The sequence below is a fragment of the Tepidimonas sp. genome (genome assembly GCF_029335975.1).
Lineage (GTDB): Bacteria > Pseudomonadota > Gammaproteobacteria > Burkholderiales > Burkholderiaceae_C > Tepidimonas.
Map to the genome: position 1 here is coordinate 1 of NZ_JARJMT020000083.1, position 14,986 is coordinate 14,986.

General features: G+C 66.7%; 15 protein-coding genes. 8 read left to right on the forward strand and 7 right to left on the reverse strand.

All coding sequences use genetic code 11. The features are described 5' to 3' along the window. A partial coding sequence (locus tag P3W97_RS04620; RefSeq protein ID WP_367184591.1) for a glutamate 5-kinase occupies positions 1-486 on the forward strand: 486 nt, incomplete at its 5' end. 39 nt (positions 487-525) lie between these two features. Here P3W97_RS04620 and P3W97_RS04625 read toward each other — a convergent pair. Both P3W97_RS04625 and P3W97_RS04630 read right to left on the reverse strand, forming a co-directional pair. Next, the gene (locus P3W97_RS04625) at positions 526-1,080 is read right to left on the reverse strand and encodes a CNP1-like family protein (protein ID WP_300844233.1); all 555 of its coding nucleotides are present in this window, start codon (positions 1,078-1,080) and stop codon (positions 526-528) included. 17 nt (positions 1,081-1,097) lie between these two features. Then, on the reverse strand, positions 1,098-1,823 hold the full coding sequence (locus tag P3W97_RS04630) for an RNA pyrophosphohydrolase (protein WP_300844235.1): 726 nt from the start codon (positions 1,821-1,823) through the stop codon (positions 1,098-1,100). Between the two features lie 61 nt (positions 1,824-1,884). Here P3W97_RS04630 and P3W97_RS04635 point away from each other — a divergent pair, with 61 nt between their 5' ends. After that, positions 1,885-3,630 (forward strand): proline--tRNA ligase, encoded by a 1,746-nt coding sequence (locus tag P3W97_RS04635; RefSeq protein WP_300844237.1) that lies wholly within the window; start codon positions 1,885-1,887, stop codon positions 3,628-3,630. Positions 3,631-3,632: 2 nt separating this feature from the next. Next, positions 3,633-4,277 carry a lytic transglycosylase domain-containing protein gene (locus P3W97_RS04640; RefSeq protein ID WP_300844239.1) on the forward strand — a complete coding sequence of 215 codons (645 nt, stop codon included), beginning with the start codon at positions 3,633-3,635 and terminating at the stop codon, positions 4,275-4,277. Positions 4,278-4,286: 9 nt separating this feature from the next. Here P3W97_RS04640 and P3W97_RS04645 read toward each other — a convergent pair whose 3' ends face one another. The 5 genes from P3W97_RS04645 to hemA all read right to left on the reverse strand — a co-directional run bounded on the left by P3W97_RS04645 (position 4,287) and on the right by hemA (position 9,160). Continuing rightward, a complete protein-coding gene (locus P3W97_RS04645) occupies positions 4,287-5,291 on the reverse strand; it encodes an AAA family ATPase (protein WP_300844241.1) in 1,005 nt (334 codons plus the stop codon). 104 nt (positions 5,292-5,395) lie between these two features. Next, the gene (gene grxD / locus P3W97_RS04650) at positions 5,396-5,722 is read right to left on the reverse strand and encodes a Grx4 family monothiol glutaredoxin (RefSeq protein ID WP_300844243.1); all 327 of its coding nucleotides are present in this window, start codon (positions 5,720-5,722) and stop codon (positions 5,396-5,398) included. Positions 5,723-5,817: 95 nt separating this feature from the next. Further along, complete coding sequence (gene prmC / locus P3W97_RS04655) at positions 5,818-6,705, reverse strand: peptide chain release factor N(5)-glutamine methyltransferase (protein WP_300844245.1); 888 nt, start codon at positions 6,703-6,705, stop codon at positions 5,818-5,820. Between the two features lie 23 nt (positions 6,706-6,728). Continuing rightward, a complete protein-coding gene (prfA, locus tag P3W97_RS04660) occupies positions 6,729-7,841 on the reverse strand; it encodes a peptide chain release factor 1 (RefSeq protein ID WP_300844247.1) in 1,113 nt (370 codons plus the stop codon). After that, positions 7,838-9,160: a glutamyl-tRNA reductase gene (gene hemA / locus P3W97_RS04665; protein WP_300844249.1), complete on the reverse strand. Its 1,323-nt coding sequence runs from the start codon at positions 9,158-9,160 to the stop codon at positions 7,838-7,840. Before hemA ends, prfA begins: the two co-directional genes overlap by 4 nt. 27 nt (positions 9,161-9,187) lie before the next feature. On the opposite strand from hemA, the gene P3W97_RS04670 reads away from it, so the two are divergent. The 5 genes from P3W97_RS04670 to P3W97_RS04690 all read left to right on the forward strand — a co-directional run bounded on the left by P3W97_RS04670 (position 9,188) and on the right by P3W97_RS04690 (position 14,943). Next, positions 9,188-9,466 carry a hypothetical protein gene (locus P3W97_RS04670; RefSeq protein WP_300844250.1) on the forward strand — a complete coding sequence of 93 codons (279 nt, stop codon included), beginning with the start codon at positions 9,188-9,190 and terminating at the stop codon, positions 9,464-9,466. A gap of 137 nt (positions 9,467-9,603) precedes the next feature. Next, on the forward strand, positions 9,604-13,512 hold the full coding sequence (locus tag P3W97_RS04675; protein ID WP_300844252.1) for an FAD/FMN-binding oxidoreductase: 3,909 nt from the start codon (positions 9,604-9,606) through the stop codon (positions 13,510-13,512). Further along, a complete protein-coding gene (locus P3W97_RS04680; protein ID WP_300844254.1) occupies positions 13,509-13,973 on the forward strand; it encodes an HIT family protein in 465 nt (154 codons plus the stop codon). The genes P3W97_RS04675 and P3W97_RS04680 overlap by 4 nt, the downstream gene beginning before the upstream one ends. After that, the gene (locus P3W97_RS04685) at positions 13,970-14,377 is read left to right on the forward strand and encodes a DUF971 domain-containing protein (RefSeq protein ID WP_300844256.1); all 408 of its coding nucleotides are present in this window, start codon (positions 13,970-13,972) and stop codon (positions 14,375-14,377) included. The genes P3W97_RS04680 and P3W97_RS04685 overlap by 4 nt, the downstream gene beginning before the upstream one ends. Before the next feature lie 41 nt (positions 14,378-14,418). Beyond that, a complete protein-coding gene (locus tag P3W97_RS04690; protein WP_300844258.1) occupies positions 14,419-14,943 on the forward strand; it encodes a class I SAM-dependent methyltransferase in 525 nt (174 codons plus the stop codon). Positions 14,944-14,986 lie beyond the last annotated feature (43 nt).

The window sequence follows — 14,986 nt, forward strand, 5'->3', positions numbered from 1 at the left end:
GGCACCGGCGGTATGATCACCAAGATCCTGGCGGCCAAGCGCGCGGCCGGGTCTGGGGCATCCACCGTGATTGCGTGGGGGCGCGAGCCGGATGTGCTGCTGCGCCTGATCGGCGGCGAGCCGATTGGCACCTGTCTGGTGGCCGTCGCCCCCAAGCAGCAGGCCCGCAAGCGCTGGATGACCAGCCATTTGCAACTGCGCGGCTCGGTCACGGTGGACGCGGGAGCCATGGACAAGCTGGTCAACGAAGGCAAGAGCCTGTTGCCCATTGGTATGACTGCGGTGGAGGGTGACTTTCAACGCGGCGATGTGATCGCGGTGCGCGCGCCCGACGGGCGCGAGAGCGCACGCGGGCTGGCCAACTACGCCGCAGCCGAGGCGCGGCTGCTCTGTCGCCGCTCCTCCGCCGAGTTCGACAAGCTGCTCGGCTATGCGGCCGAGCCCGAGATGATCCACCGCGACAACTTGGTCCTCACCTTGCGCTGATGCCGCCCGCGCGACCGTGTCTCCGGCATACGGCCCGGATCAACGCTCGGGCTGGCCGACGCGCAGCGCGCGCAGCATGTCGGCTGGTTGCCCGTTGGGGGTGGGGCCGTCGCAAAAGCCGTTGCGCGCCAGAGCCACGGCTGGGCGGGAGGCAAACTCGCCCCCCAGGTCACGCCATTGCGCGCTGGGGTTGGCGCGCCACTGTCCGGGTGGGCCGGGATTCCAGTGGGCATAGGTCTTGACCTGCGCGGTCGCACAGCGCAGCCCCTCGTACCAGGCATTGAGTGTGCCGCTCGCGCTCTGGGCCACGATCACATACCGGATCACCCCATCCGGGCCGAGCGTCACCGAGGCCGGGTCCACGCCGAAGCGCAACTGGCTGTTGACCGACACCACAAATGGCACCAGGCCGTCCTGCCGCAACGGCGGTGGCGGCGGTACCTCGGCCTCGCGCCAATCGCGGTTGGGGCCGCTCAGCCACTGGGCATGGGCGCTGGCGGCCCATACCCCCAGCCACAGCACAGCCAGCAGCGAGCGACCCGCCAGCCGCAGCCGGCAGCGCAACGGAGTATGGGCGAAAGCAAGGCCAGCCATGCGAGTGGGATGGTGGGTCAGCGCGACGGAGAATGGGGCGGCGCGGCCCCCTCGGCCGTGGGGCCCAGGTCAGGCGGAGCCGGTTGGGGGTCGAAGCTGCCTCCGGGGGGCAGCTCCAGATGGGTGGGCATGGCCAGATGCGCCGGCAACGCACGGTATCGCCGCCCCGCCTCTGGCGCCTTCGGCGCAGCGGGCAAACGGCCCCGGTTGCTGCCACGAAGATAGCGGTTGCGGCTATCGCGGCCATCCCGACCGCCAGCGGCGCGCCCCAGAGGCGGCAGGTAGCGCGAGAGCTCTTGCAATGCCCGCTGGTACACATCGCGCTTGAACTCGATCACCAAATCGAGCGGCACCCAATAATCGTTCCAGCGCCAAGCGTCGAATTCAGGGTGATCCGTGGCGCGCAGGTTCAGATGCCAGTCGCCGCTGACCAGGCGCAGCAAATACCAGATCTGCTTTTGCCCCCGGTAGTGGCCACGAGCATCGCGGCGGATGTAGCGGTCTGGCACCTCGTAGCGCAACCAGTCCCGGGTTCGGGCGACGATCACCACATGTTCGGGGCGCAGACCGATTTCCTCGTGCAGTTCCCGGTACATCGCCTGTTCCGGGGTTTCGCCGCGGTCGATGCCGCCTTGCGGGAACTGCCAAGAGTGGGTGCGGATGCGCTTGCCCCAGAACACCTGGTTCTTCTGGTTGAGCAGGATGATGCCGACATTGGGCCTGAAGCCGTCTCTGTCAAGCATAATCGACCCCAATTTTTCAAACTGTCTCGATTATGCATCGCAGGTCGGGATTTGTGTTGCCATGAAAGCCTCCCAGTTCTTCATCTCCACCCTCAAGGAAGCCCCGGCCGACGCCGAGGTCATCAGCCACCGGCTCATGCTGCGCGCTGGCCTGATCAAGAAGCTCGGCGCCGGCATCTACACCTACATGCCCATGGGGCTGCGCGTCATCCAGAAGGTGGAGCGCATCGTGCGCGAAGAGATGAACCGCGCCGGGGCAATCGAATTGACCATGCCCATCATCCAGCCCGCCGAGCTGTGGCAGGAGACCGGCCGCTTCGACAAGATGGGGCCGGAGCTGCTGCGCATCAAAGATCGGCATGAGCGCGACTTCGTGGTGCAGCCCACCAGCGAGGAGGTGGTCACCGACATCGCCCGGCAGGAGCTGCGCAGCTACAAGCAGCTGCCCAAGAATTTCTACCAGATCCAGACCAAGTTCCGCGACGAGCGCCGGCCGCGCTTTGGCCTGATGCGCGGGCGCGAGTTCATCATGAAGGACGCCTACAGCTTCGACCGCGACGCCGAAGGCGCGCAGCGCAGCTACCAGATCATGGCGCAGGCCTACCGGCGCATCTTCGACCGCTTCGGGCTGCGCTACCGTGCGGTGGCGGCCGACAGCGGTGCCATCGGCGGCGATCTGAGCGAGGAGTTCCAGGTGATTGCCGCCACCGGCGAGGACGCCATCGTCTACTGCCCCACCAGCGACTATGCGGCCAACATCGAAAAAGCCGAGGCGCTGGCACCTCAGGGCCCGCGACCGGCCCCCGCGCAGCCGATGGTCAAGGCACCCACGCCGGGCCGCAGCACCTGTGCGCAGGTGGCCGAACTGCTCGGCGTGCCGCTGGCGCGCACGGTCAAGTCCATCGTGCTGGCCACCGATGCGATCGACGAGCAGGGTGTCGTGGCCCAGACCCGCCTGTGGCTGCTGCTGCTGCGCGGCGACCACGACATGAACGAGGTCAAGGTGGGCAAGCTGCCTGGCTTGGCGCAGGGCTTTCGCTTCGCCACCGAGGCCGAGATCGTCGCGCATTTTGGCTGCCGCCCTGGCTACCTGGGGCCGGTCGGCACGCGCAAGCCGGTGACGGTGGTGGCCGACCGCGAGGTCGCGGTGATGGCCGACTGGATATGCGGCGCCAACGAGGTGGACTTCCACTTGACCGGTGTCAACTGGGGGCGTGATTTGCCGGAGCCGGACCTGGTGGCCGATCTGCGCAACGTGGTGGCTGGCGACCCCTCGCCGGATGGCAAAGGCGTGCTGGCGATCGAGCGCGGCATCGAGGTGGGGCATGTGTTCTACCTGGGCACCAAGTACAGCCGGGCGATGAACGCCACCTTCCTTGACGAGGACGGCAAGCCCAAGCCGTTCGAGATGGGCTGCTACGGCATTGGCATCACGCGCCTGCCGGCGGCGGCCATCGAGCAGAACCACGACGAGCGCGGCATCATCTGGCCGGATGCCATCGCGCCGTTTACCGTGGTGATCTGCCCGATTGGCATGGACCGCAGCGAGTCGGTGGCCCAGGCGGCCGAGCAATTGCACCGCGACCTGCTGGCGCTGGGCATGGACGTGATCCTGGACGACCGCGGCGAGCGGCCCGGCGCCATGTTTGCCGACTGGGAGCTGATTGGCGTGCCGCACCGCGTCACCCTTGGCGAGCGCGGGCTGAAGGACGGTCGGGTCGAATACCAGCACCGGCGCGACACCGCGGCCACATCCGTGCCACTGGCCCATATCGTGGAGTGGTTGCGCGAGCGCATCGTGGAGTGATCATGGGACCGGCCTGCGGGCCTGCTTTGGATCGGCGCCGCTGCCTGGGGTGCCTGGCGGGCTGGGTTGCGCCAGCCCTCGCCTGGGCGGTCGCCGGGCCGGCCTGGGCTGGGGCACAGATCGAGGAGCCGCTGTCGGACGCCGTGCGCCATGCGCTGCGGGCGGCCATCGAGCGGCTCGGCCCGCCGGAGCCGGAGTTTTCGACGACCGAGGAGCGGCTGGCCTATCTGCGCTGGTTGAGCCGGGCGAGTTGGCAGTTGCGCCACCGCAAACCGGAGCTGCGCGCGCGCCTCGATTTTTTGCAGACCGTTTGGTATGAGAGCAAACGCGCCGGGTTGGACACGGCGCTGGTGCTGGGGCTGATCGAAGTCGAAAGCGCTTTTCGCAAGTACGCCATCTCCCGCGCCGGGGCGCGCGGGTATATGCAGGTGATGCCGTTTTGGACCCGGGTCATCGGCGACGGGGATCCGGACAAGCTGTTCCACCTGCAGACCAACCTGCGCTACGGCTGCGTCATCCTGCGCCATTACCTGGACCGCGAGCGCGGGGACCTGTTCCTGGCGCTGGGCCGCTACAACGGCAGCCGCGGCCGCGCGGCCTATCCGAATGCGGTCTTCGCCGCCGAGCGCCGCTGGCGTCTGGCCTGAGCCAGACCCTCACTGCAAAAAACCGATGCGCTGCCGTGTGCCTGACGCAGCGGGCAGGTCCCGCGCCTCGATGCGGTCACGCCGGTCCAGCCGGGCATTGCCAAAGCCGGTCATGAGGGCGCGCCGCATCTCGCGCGGGGCCAAGCCAGCGAGCTGATCGAGCACATCGTCGGCGGGCTCTTCCTCAAACAGCCGACCCCAGTCGTGCGCGGCGCGCAGCCGCTGGTAGAGCAGGCGCGCAATGCCGCGCGCCTGCTCGCGCGTCGGGGGTGCAATCTCGAACACATTCATGCGGTTGAGGATCGGGTCTGGAATGCCCCGCTCGTCGTTGGCGGTGGTAATCCAGATGACCTGGCTGGCATCGATGGGCACCTCGGCAAATTCGTCCACGAAGCGCTGCGCCGTCTGGGGCTCCAGCAGACTGTAGAGAGCACCCAGCGGGTCGTATTGCGCATCGCTGGCTTTGTCGATTTCGTCCACCACCAGCACCGGGTTGGCATAGTTGCCTTCCACCAAGGCTTCGAACACCTTACCGGGCTTGGCACCTTTCCACTGCGACGAGGCGCCCGACAACAGCCAGCCGGCGGTCATCGAGCTCATGGGCACCAGGGTCATGCTGGTGGCCAGCAGTTCGGCCAGCTGCTGGGCAAAGTGGGTTTTGCCCACGCCGGGCGGCCCCAGCAACAGCAAAGGGGTGATCTCCAGGCTGTCGCTGCTTTCCTGCGCCAGGGCCACATGCCGCCGCACATCGTCGAGCACGGCATGAAAATTGGGCAACTGCTCATACAGCGGTTCGAGGTCGGGCACGCCGGAGGGCTTGACGGCGAAGCGCTGCGGGCCGCGCTCGAGCATGCGCTCGTAGGTTTGACACAGCGTTGCCTGTTCGCGTTCCTGGCCCTGGGCCTTGAGCCGTCGCAGGCGCTGCTCGACATCCTCGGGGCTGAAGACATCGCGCACCCGCGCGATCGGCAAACCCCGGGCAGGCGGGCTGGCGGGAACGGGACTGTGTTCCATGACACTCTCCTTTGACGACCATTCCTGCGGTCATTCAAGCACGGATCGTGCCAACATCCCAACCGGGGCAATCCCGGATGCGCATCCGCGCCGTTGGCGCGACCCTAGGAGTTGGATGCTCCAAGGAGCTGTTGCAGTTCCCCGGACTCATACATCTCCATCATGATGTCCGAGCCGCCGACGAACTCACCGCGCACATAGAGCTGCGGAATGGTCGGCCAGTTGCTGTATTCCTTGATGCCTTGGCGAATTTCAGGGTCCTCCAGCACATTGACCGTGACGAGCCGCTTGGGATCGACGCCACAGGCCTTGAGGATCTGCACCGCGCGGCCAGAAAAGCCACACATCGGAAAGCTTGCCGTGCCTTTCATGAACAGCACGACGTCGTGCGATTTGACCAGTTGGTCGATGCGTTGCTGTACGTCGCTCATGGATCCATGCGAGTGAAGTGGTGTGGTGTGAGCGATTATCGCCAGTTGGCCGATGCCGCAGCGCACCGGTGGCGATGCCCACACGGCAGGCAGTATCACCCGGGCCAACGGCCGCCGGTGCATCGGCATTGGCCGCCCAGGTCGCGCCTGTGCTCGATGGCCGCAAAACCCCTGTGCTGCAGCAGCGCGGCGACGGCTTCGCCTTGGTCCCAGCCATGCTCCAGCAGTAGCCAGCCACCGGGCATCAGTCGCTCGGGCGCGCCTGCGATGATGGCGCGCAGGTCATCCAGCCCGTCTGCTCCGCCGACCAGCGCACCCATCGGCTCATGGCGCAGAGCGTCTAAATGCGGATCGTCGGCGCGCAGGTAGGGCGGGTTGGCGACGATCAGGCCAAAATGCACCGGCCAAGGCGGAGCATCGGCTGTGCCGGCGGCATCGGTCTGCCCCGGCCAGGGCCGCCAGTCAGACCACCAGTGGCCCTGCAGCCAACGCACAGGCAACCCCAGCCGCCGCCCATTGGCCGCAGCCACGGTCAGGGCGTCCGCGCTGTGGTCCAGTCCCCAAACGGTCGCATCCGGCCGGGCGTGCTGAAGGGCCAGCGCAATCGCACCGCTGCCCGTGCCCAAATCGATCACCGCAACACCCACCTGCGCGGGCAACACCTCCAGCGCCCAGTCCACCAGGGTTTCGGTGTCGGGGCGGGGGTCGAGCACGCGCGCGTCCACCTGCAGGGTCAGACCATAAAAGCCGCGCTCTCCGGTCAGGTAGGCCAATGGCTCTCCGTCGACTCTGCGCTGGCATAGGGTGGCGTAGCGCGCGGCGAGCTCTGGTGTCAGTTGGGTGTCGTCGTGGGCCAGCAGCCAGGCCCGGTCTTGCAATGGCCGCCTCAGCGTATACAGCAGCAGCCACTGGGCGTCCAGCCGATCCATGCCTTGGGACTGGGCCGCACGCAGCGCCTCGCGCAGGCTCGGTGGCGTATCCATGGTCCGGTTGGGGTGCGGGCGGGTCAGGGGGCGCCAGAGGAGCGGGCTTCCATCTCGGCCATCAGCTCGGCGCCGTGCGCGAGCTGCAGTCCCCGGATCAGATCGTCCAGATTCCCCTCGAGCACAGCAGGCAACTGATACAGCGTCAGGTGGATGCGGTGATCCGTGACCCGACCTTGGGGAAAATTGTAGGTGCGGATGCGGTCGCTGCGGTCGCCGCTGCCGATCAGGCCCTTGCGCGTGGCGGCCTCGCGGTTCTCGCGCTCCTGACGTTCGCGCTCTTGCAGCCGCGCCAGCAGCACCTGCAGCGCACGGGCTTTGTTGCGGTGCTGGCTGCGGTCATCCTGGCACTCGGCCACCAAGCCCGTCGGCAGGTGGGTGATGCGCACGGCCGAGTCGGTTTTGTTGACATGCTGGCCCCCCGCCCCACTGGCGCGGAAGGTATCGATGCGCAATTCGGCGGGGTTGATCTGGATCGCCTGTGCTTCGTCGGGCTCAGGCAGCACAACCACGGTGCAGGCGCTGGTGTGGATGCGCCCCTGTGACTCGGTGACCGGTATGCGCTGCACCCGGTGTCCACCGGATTCGAAGCGCAGCCGCCCGTAGGCGCCCCGACCGACGATGCGCAGCACGACCTCCTTGCAGCCCCCCAGTTCGCTGGGGGATTCGCTGATGACCTCGGCGCGCCAGCCCTGGCGCTCGGCGTCGCGGGTGTACATGCGCGCCAGTTCGGCCGCGAACAAGGCCGCCTCCTCGCCACCGGTGCCAGCGCGGATTTCGACGAAGGCGTTGCGCTCATCGTTGGGATCGCGCGGCAGCAGCAGGGTTTGCAGTTGCGCGCTCAGGGCATCGAGTTCGGCCTGCGCAGCGGCTTGCTCTTCCGCGGCCAGCGCGGCCAGGGCGGTGTCGCCGCTGAGCTGAGCCTCGGCCACGAGCTGCCGGGCGCTGTCGCGGTCGGCCTCGCGCCGCAGGTAGCGCCGATAGGGCTCGACGATGGCGTCCGTCTCGGCGTGTTCGCGCGTGAGGGCGCGAAAGCGCTCCAGGTCGTTGGTCGCATCCGGCGCCGCCAGTTGGGCGTCCAGCTCGTGCAGGCGCAGGCGCAGGCGCTCGAGTGTGTCGCGAACGAAAGGTTTCATGGGCGTGCGGCGGGTCCGCCTGCGGCGCCCGCGCGGCCCGCCGGTGCGTCGAGGCGTCCGCGCAGGAAAAGCCGCGACACCACCTCGGCCGTGTGGCGTCGGCTGGCTTCGTCGCCGCTGTGCAACTCGGCCAATGCACCGTGCAGCATTTTTTGCGTCAGTCCGCGCGAGAGCGCCTCCAGCACGGTGTCCACATCCTCGCCACGGGCTAACAGACGCCGCGCACGGGCGATTTCGGCCGCGCGCCAGGCGTCGGTCTGCGCCTGCAGATCGCGGATCAGCGCGACCACGCCCGCGTTCGGATCGCGCTGGCGCAGCCAGTCCGTGAAACTCTGCACGCCAGCGTCGATGATGGCCTCGGCCTGGGCGACGGCGGCCTGCCGGTGGTCTTTGCCTGCCTGCACGACCGCAGCCAAATCGTCCACCGTGTAGAGGTACACATCGTCCAGGCCCTTGACCTCGACCTCGATATCGCGCGGCACGGCCAGATCGACCATGAAGATGGGGCGGTGGCGCCGGCGCTTGAGGGCGCTTTCCACCATGCCCAGCCCGATCAACGGCAGGGTGCTGGCGGTGCAGCTCACCACGGCGTCGAACTCGTGCAGCCGCGTCGGCAACTCGGACAGGCGCATGACTTCGGCCCCAAACCGGGCGGCCAACTTCTCGCCGCGCTCCAGCGTCCGGTTGGCGATCGCCATGGCGCGCGGCTGGCGCGCGAAGAAGTGTGTGGCGACCAGCTCGATCATCTCGCCCGCGCCGACGAAGAGAATGCGGATGTCGCGCAGATCTTCGAACAGCTGTCCGGCCAGCCGCACCGCCGCAGCCGCCATGCTGATGGAGTGCGCCCCGATGTCGGTGCTGCTGCGCACCTGCTTGGCGACCGCAAAAGAACGCTGGAAAAGCTGATGCAGCGTGGCGCCGAGTGCACCGACTTGGTCTGCGATGCGCACCGCATCCTTGAGTTGACCTAGGATCTGGGCTTCGCCCAACACCATGCTGTCTAGCCCGCTGGCAACGCGGAACGCGTGCCGGGCCGCTGCATCTTCGCGTAACACGTAAGCATGCTGCATCAACGTCTCGGTGGGCACGCCCGCTGACTGCGCCAACCAATGTGCAGCGGGCTCGATCAGCGGCTCGTCGGCAGCGCAGTACAGCTCGGTGCGATTGCAGGTAGACAACAGCACGGCTTCGGGCTGGCGCGCCACCGTTGCGCGAAACCGCCGCAGCGCCTCGGGCAACTGGTCGAGCGAGAAGGCAAACCGGCCCCGCACATCAAGCGGAGCCGTCTGGTGGTTGATGCCGAGCGCCCAGACTGCCATGATTGCGGATTATAAAATTTTGGGTCTGTGGATGCCCTGACCCTGTTATTTCATCTGCTCAACCTCTTGCTGCCGGCCTGGGGCTTAGCGGTAGGGCTGGCGCTGCTGCTGGCGTGGCGCGGTAGCGCCCGTGGGCGCTGGCGTGCCGGCCTCAGGCACGGGGTGTGGCTGGGGGTGTGCGGCTCCACCGTGCTGATCGCAGGCCTGGTGCTGTCGGGGCGCGATGGCCGCATGGCCACCTATGCCGCCCTGGTGGCAGTGATGGGCTTGGTGGCCGCCTGGCGCGACAGCACGGCAGGCCGATGATCCCACGGGTATCGGGGGCTGCCGACCCTGATGCGAGTGGTGCTGTGCTGCGCTGCGGTAACATCCCGCTCCCGTGTCGGCCACCGGGCCTGCTCAGCGATCCCAGCCGGCGCGCGGTTCGCCAGCCGATTCCGTCCATGAACGCTCCGACGCCCCTTCACGCCCTGCTCGATGCCGAGCCTCACACCCCGCGCTTGCGCGAGATTCCGTACAACTACACCTCGTTTTCGGATCGAGAGATCGTTCTGCGGCTGCTGGGCGCGCGCGCATGGGCGCTGCTAGAGCAGCTGCGCCGCGAGCGTGCCACCGGCCGCTCCGCCCGCATGCTCTATGAGGTATTGGGCGACATCTGGGTGGTGCAGCGCAATCCCTACCTGCAAGACGATCTATTGGCCAATCCCAAGCGCCGCGCCGCATTGATCGAGGCGCTCCTTCACCGGCTGGGTGAGATCGAAAAGCGCCGCCGCCCGCAGGAAGACGCCCAGCGCGACGCCCTGGTTGGCGAATTGCTGGACCATGCGCGGGGCGCAGTGCGGGCCTTTGCCCAGGCCTTTGATGACATGGCGGCCCTGCGCCAGCGCGTGGTCAAGGTGTTGCGTCGCCACACCCACAAGGACAATATCAAGTTTGATGGCTTAAGCCGCGTCAGCCATGTCACCGACGCAACCGATTGGCGCGTCGAGTACCCCTTCGTGGTCCTGACGCCGGATACCGAAGCCGAGATGGCTGGACTGGTGCAGGGCTGCATCGAGTTGGGCCTGACCATTATTCCCCGTGGCGGCGGCACTGGCTACACCGGCGGCGCGGTGCCCCTGACGTGGAAGAGCGCGGTCATCAACACCGAGAAACTGGAGGCCATGACCGAGGTCGAGCATGTGCGTCTGCCGGGTCTGGATCAGCCTGTGCCGACCATCTGGACCGAAGCCGGCGTGGTCACCCAGCGCGTGGCCGATGCGGCCGAGCGCGCAGGTTTCGTCTTTGCGGTCGATCCGACGTCGGCCGATGCGTCGTGCATCGGCGGCAACATCGCGATGAACGCCGGAGGCAAAAAGGCGGTGCTGTGGGGTACGGCGCTGGACAACCTGGCGAGCTGGCGCATGGTGACCCCTGATGCCGAGTGGCTGGAGGTGCACCGCATCGGCCACAACCTGGGCAAGATCCACGACGCCGAGGTGGCCCGTTTCGAGCTGCGCTACTTTGCTGCCGACGGCAAGACCCCGCTGCGCACCGAGCGGCTGGACATCCCCGGCGCGCGCTTTCGCAAGGCCGGTCTGGGCAAGGACGTCACCGACAAATTTTTGAGCGGCCTGCCCGGCGTGCAGAAGGAGGGCTGCGACGGCATCATCACCAGCGCGCGTTGGGTGGTGCATCGCATGCCGGCGCACACGCGCACGGTGTGCCTGGAGTTCTTTGGTAACCCCAAAGACGCCGTGCCCGCCATCGTCGAGATCAAGGACTTCATGTTCGCCGAGCAAAAGCGCACGGGCACGCTGCTGGCCGGGCTGGAGCACCTGGATGACCGTTACCTGAAGGCAGTCGGCTACACCACCAAGAGCAAGCGCGGCACCCTGCCGAAGATGGTGCTCATCGGCGACATCGTCGGCGACGACCCGGACGCCGTGGCCCGCGCCGCCAGCGAAGTGGTGCGGCTGGCCAACGCCCGCTCGGGCGAAGGCTTTACGGCCGTCAGCCCCGAGGCGCGCAAAAAATTCTGGGCCGATCGCAAGCGCACGGCAGCCATCAGCCGACACACCAACGCCTTCAAGATCAACGAGGATGTGGTGATCCCGCTGGAGCGCATGGGCGAGTACACGCTGGGCATCGAGCGCATCAATATCGAGCTGAGCCTGCGCAACAAAATCCGCTTGTGCGACGAGCTGGAGGCTTTTTTTGCCCGCGGGACGCTGCCACTGGGCAAGGCCGAAGACCCCAATGACATGCCGAGCCCCGAATGGCTGGCCGAGCGCACTGCGCAGGCGCTGAGCCTGATTCGGGATGTGCGCCGCCAGTGGCAGACATGGTGCGACGGCTTGGATACCGTGGTGCCCGAGGGTGGGCGTACCGTCTTCGAACAGTTGCAAGACCACACCTGGCGCGCGAGTTGGAAGACGCAGATCCGCCAGCGGCTGCGCGATCTGTTCACCGGCGCTGTGTTCGCGCCGGTGCTGGCCGAGTGCGAGGCCATCCATCGCCGTGTGCTCAAAGGTCGGGTGTGGGTCGCGCTGCACATGCATGCCGGGGATGGCAATGTGCACACCAACATCCCGGTCAACAGCGACGACTATGCGATGCTGCAGACCGCACACGAGGCGGTGGGCCGCATCATGGCGCTGGCGCGCAGTCTCGGCGGAGTGATCTCGGGCGAGCACGGCATCGGCATCACCAAGCTGGAGTATCTCAGCGACGACGAAATCGCCCCCTTTGCCGACTACAAACGCCGCGTGGACCCGCAGGGGCGCTTCAACCGCGGCAAACTGTTGCGCGACAGCGCGGCGCTGGGGCCCGATGTGCACGCCGCCGACCTCAGCCAGGCTTACACCCCCAGCTTTGGCCTCATGGGCTACGAGTCGCTCATCATGCAGCAAAGCGACATCGGCGCCATTGCCGACAGCATCAAGGACTGCCTGCGCTGCGGCAAATGCAAGCCGTTGTGTGCCACGCATGTGCCGCGTGCCAATTTGCTCTACAGCCCCCGCAACAAAATCCTGGCGACCAGCTTGTTGATCGAGGCTTTTCTGTACGAAGAGCAGACGCGCCGTGGCATCAGTGTGCAGCACTGGGAGGAGTTCGAAGACGTGGCCGATCACTGCACGCTGTGCCACAAGTGCGAAAGCCCGTGTCCGGTCAAAATCGACTTTGGCGATGTGTCGATGGCCATGCGCAACCTGCTGCGCAAAATGGGGCAGAAATCTTTCCGCCCGGGCAACGCGCTGGCGATGGCCTTCCTCAATGCCACTCGCCCCGAAACCATCAAGTTGATGCGCTCGGCCATGGTCGATGTGGGCTTCAAGGCGCAACGCCTGGCGAACGATCTGCTCAAGGGCCTGGCCAAGAAGCAGACTGACGCGCCCCCGGCGACGGTGGGGGCTGCCCCCATCAAAGAGCAGGTGATCCACTTCATCAACAAAAAAATGCCCGGGGGCTTGCCGAAGAAAACGGCGCGTGCGCTGCTGGACATCGAGGACAAAGACTATGTTCCCATCATCCGCGATCCTCAGCGCACCAGCGCAGACGCGGAGGCGGTTTTTTATTTCCCCGGCTGCGGCTCGGAACGGCTGTTTAGTCAAGTCGGCTTGGCCACCCAGGCCATGCTGTGGCATGTGGGTGTGCAAACCGTGCTGCCGCCGGGCTATTTGTGCTGTGGCTATCCGCAGCGCGGCAGCGGTCAGTTCGATAAGGCCGACAAGATCATCACCGACAACCGCGTGCTGTTTCACCGTGTGGCCAACACGCTGAATTACCTCGACATCAAGACCGTGGTGGTGAGCTGCGGCACATGTTACGACCAGTTGCAGGGCTACGAGTTTGACAAAATCTTTCCCGGCTGCCGCATCATCGACATCCACGAATATCTGCTGGAAAAGGGCGTCAAACTCGAGGGCAAGGGGGCCTACCTCTATCACGACCCCTGCCACAGCCCGATGAAACTGCAGGATCCGATGAAGACCGTCAAGGCGTTGGTTGGCGAGACGGTGGTGGCCAGTGACCGCTGCTGCGGCGAATCCGGTACCCTGGGCGTCACACGGCCCGACATATCGACGCAGATTCGCTTCCGCAAGGAGCAAGAGCTGCGCAAGAATGAGCGCCAGTTGGCCGAGTTGGCGCAGCGCACCGGGGCACAGACCACGGCGGGCCGCACCAAGATCCTGACCTCCTGCCCGAGCTGTCTGCAGGGCCTGAGCCGCTACGGCGAAGACCTGAGCAACGGGCTGCTGGAGGCGGACTACATCGTCGTTGAGATCGCGCGCCAGGTGCTGGGCGAGAACTGGCTGCCGGACTATGTGGCGCGCGCCAATGCGGGCGGCATCGAGCGGGTGCTGGTGTGACCGATTGCGCGTTGTGCCGTGACGACGGCGGCCTGCTGCTGTGGAGCGGGCAGGGCTGGCGCGTGGTGCGCGCATCGGGCGGCGAGGTGGCCGCCGCGCCGGCATGGTACCGCGTGATTGCCGCCGCGCATGTGGCCGAGTGGAGCGACCTTTCCGCGCCCGAACAAGCCTGCGCGATGGCGCTCGTCACGGCGGTGGAGCGTGCATTGCGTGCGACGCTCACACCGACCAAAGTCAATCTGGCAAGCCTGGGCAACGCGGTGCCGCATCTGCACTGGCATGTGATCGCGCGCTTCGGCTGGGACAGCCGCTATCCCGCACCGGTGTGGGCCCCGGCGCAGCGCGATGACGACGCGCTGCGGCTGGCTGCGCTGCGCCAGCAACTGCCTGTGTGCGACGCTGCCGTCGTCGAGGCGCTGGATGCGCTGTCCACCCCGTCCCCAAAGGAGAATCCGCGATGACCTCCGCGTCCCATCCTCACCCCACCGAGCTGACCGTGCATGGCGCCTCGCGCATGCTGGAGATCGCCTTTGACGACGGTGCGCGCTTTCGCATCCCGTTTGAGCTGATGCGCGTCTATTCCCCCTCGGCCGAGGTGCAGGGGCACGGTCCGGGCCAGGCGGTGCTGCAGACCGGCAAGCGCCATGTCGAGATCGTCGCGCTTGAGCCGGTCGGTCACTATGCCGTGCAGCCCACCTTTTCCGACGGGCACGACAGCGGCATCTACACCTGGGAGTACCTGTACTTTCTGGGCAGCCAGCAGGCCGAGCTGTGGGCCGATTACGAGCGCCGCCTGGCCGAAGCCGGCGTGGACCGCGACACACCGATGCCCGCCCCGGCCACGGCGGGGTGCAGCCGCCACTGAATGGCGCTGCTGACCCCGCGTCTTTGGCGTACCATGGCGCCATGACGCAAACGCATTTTGGCTTCCAGACCGTTGATGAACACGAGAAGGCACGGCGCGTACGCGCCGTGTTCGACTCGGTGGCACCGCGCTACGACCTGATGAACGACCTCATGTCCGCCGGCTTGCACCGCTGTTGGAAGGCCTATGCGGTCATGGTGGCCAATCCGCAGCCCGGGCAGCGGGTGCTGGATATTGCGGGTGGCACGGGTGATCTGGGCCTGGCGATCGCACCACGGGTGCGGCCTGGTGGCATGGTCGTGCACACCGACATCAACCTTGCCATGTTGCGCGAGGGCCGCGATCGGCTGCTCGACCACGGTATCGTGTTGCCCACGGTGGTGTGCGACGCCGAGCAACTGCCGTTTCCCAGCGGGCATTACGACCTCGTGACCGTGGCATTCGGCTTGAGCAACATGACGCACACGGAACTCGCGCTGCGCGACATCTATCGGATACTCAAGGACTGCGGAAAGCGGATGGTGCGCGAGTATTCACACTGCGCGACCGCGCTGCGGAAAGCCTAGGAAGAGAACAAGCTCCAGCGGTTGCCGCCCCGAGGCCGCTGGG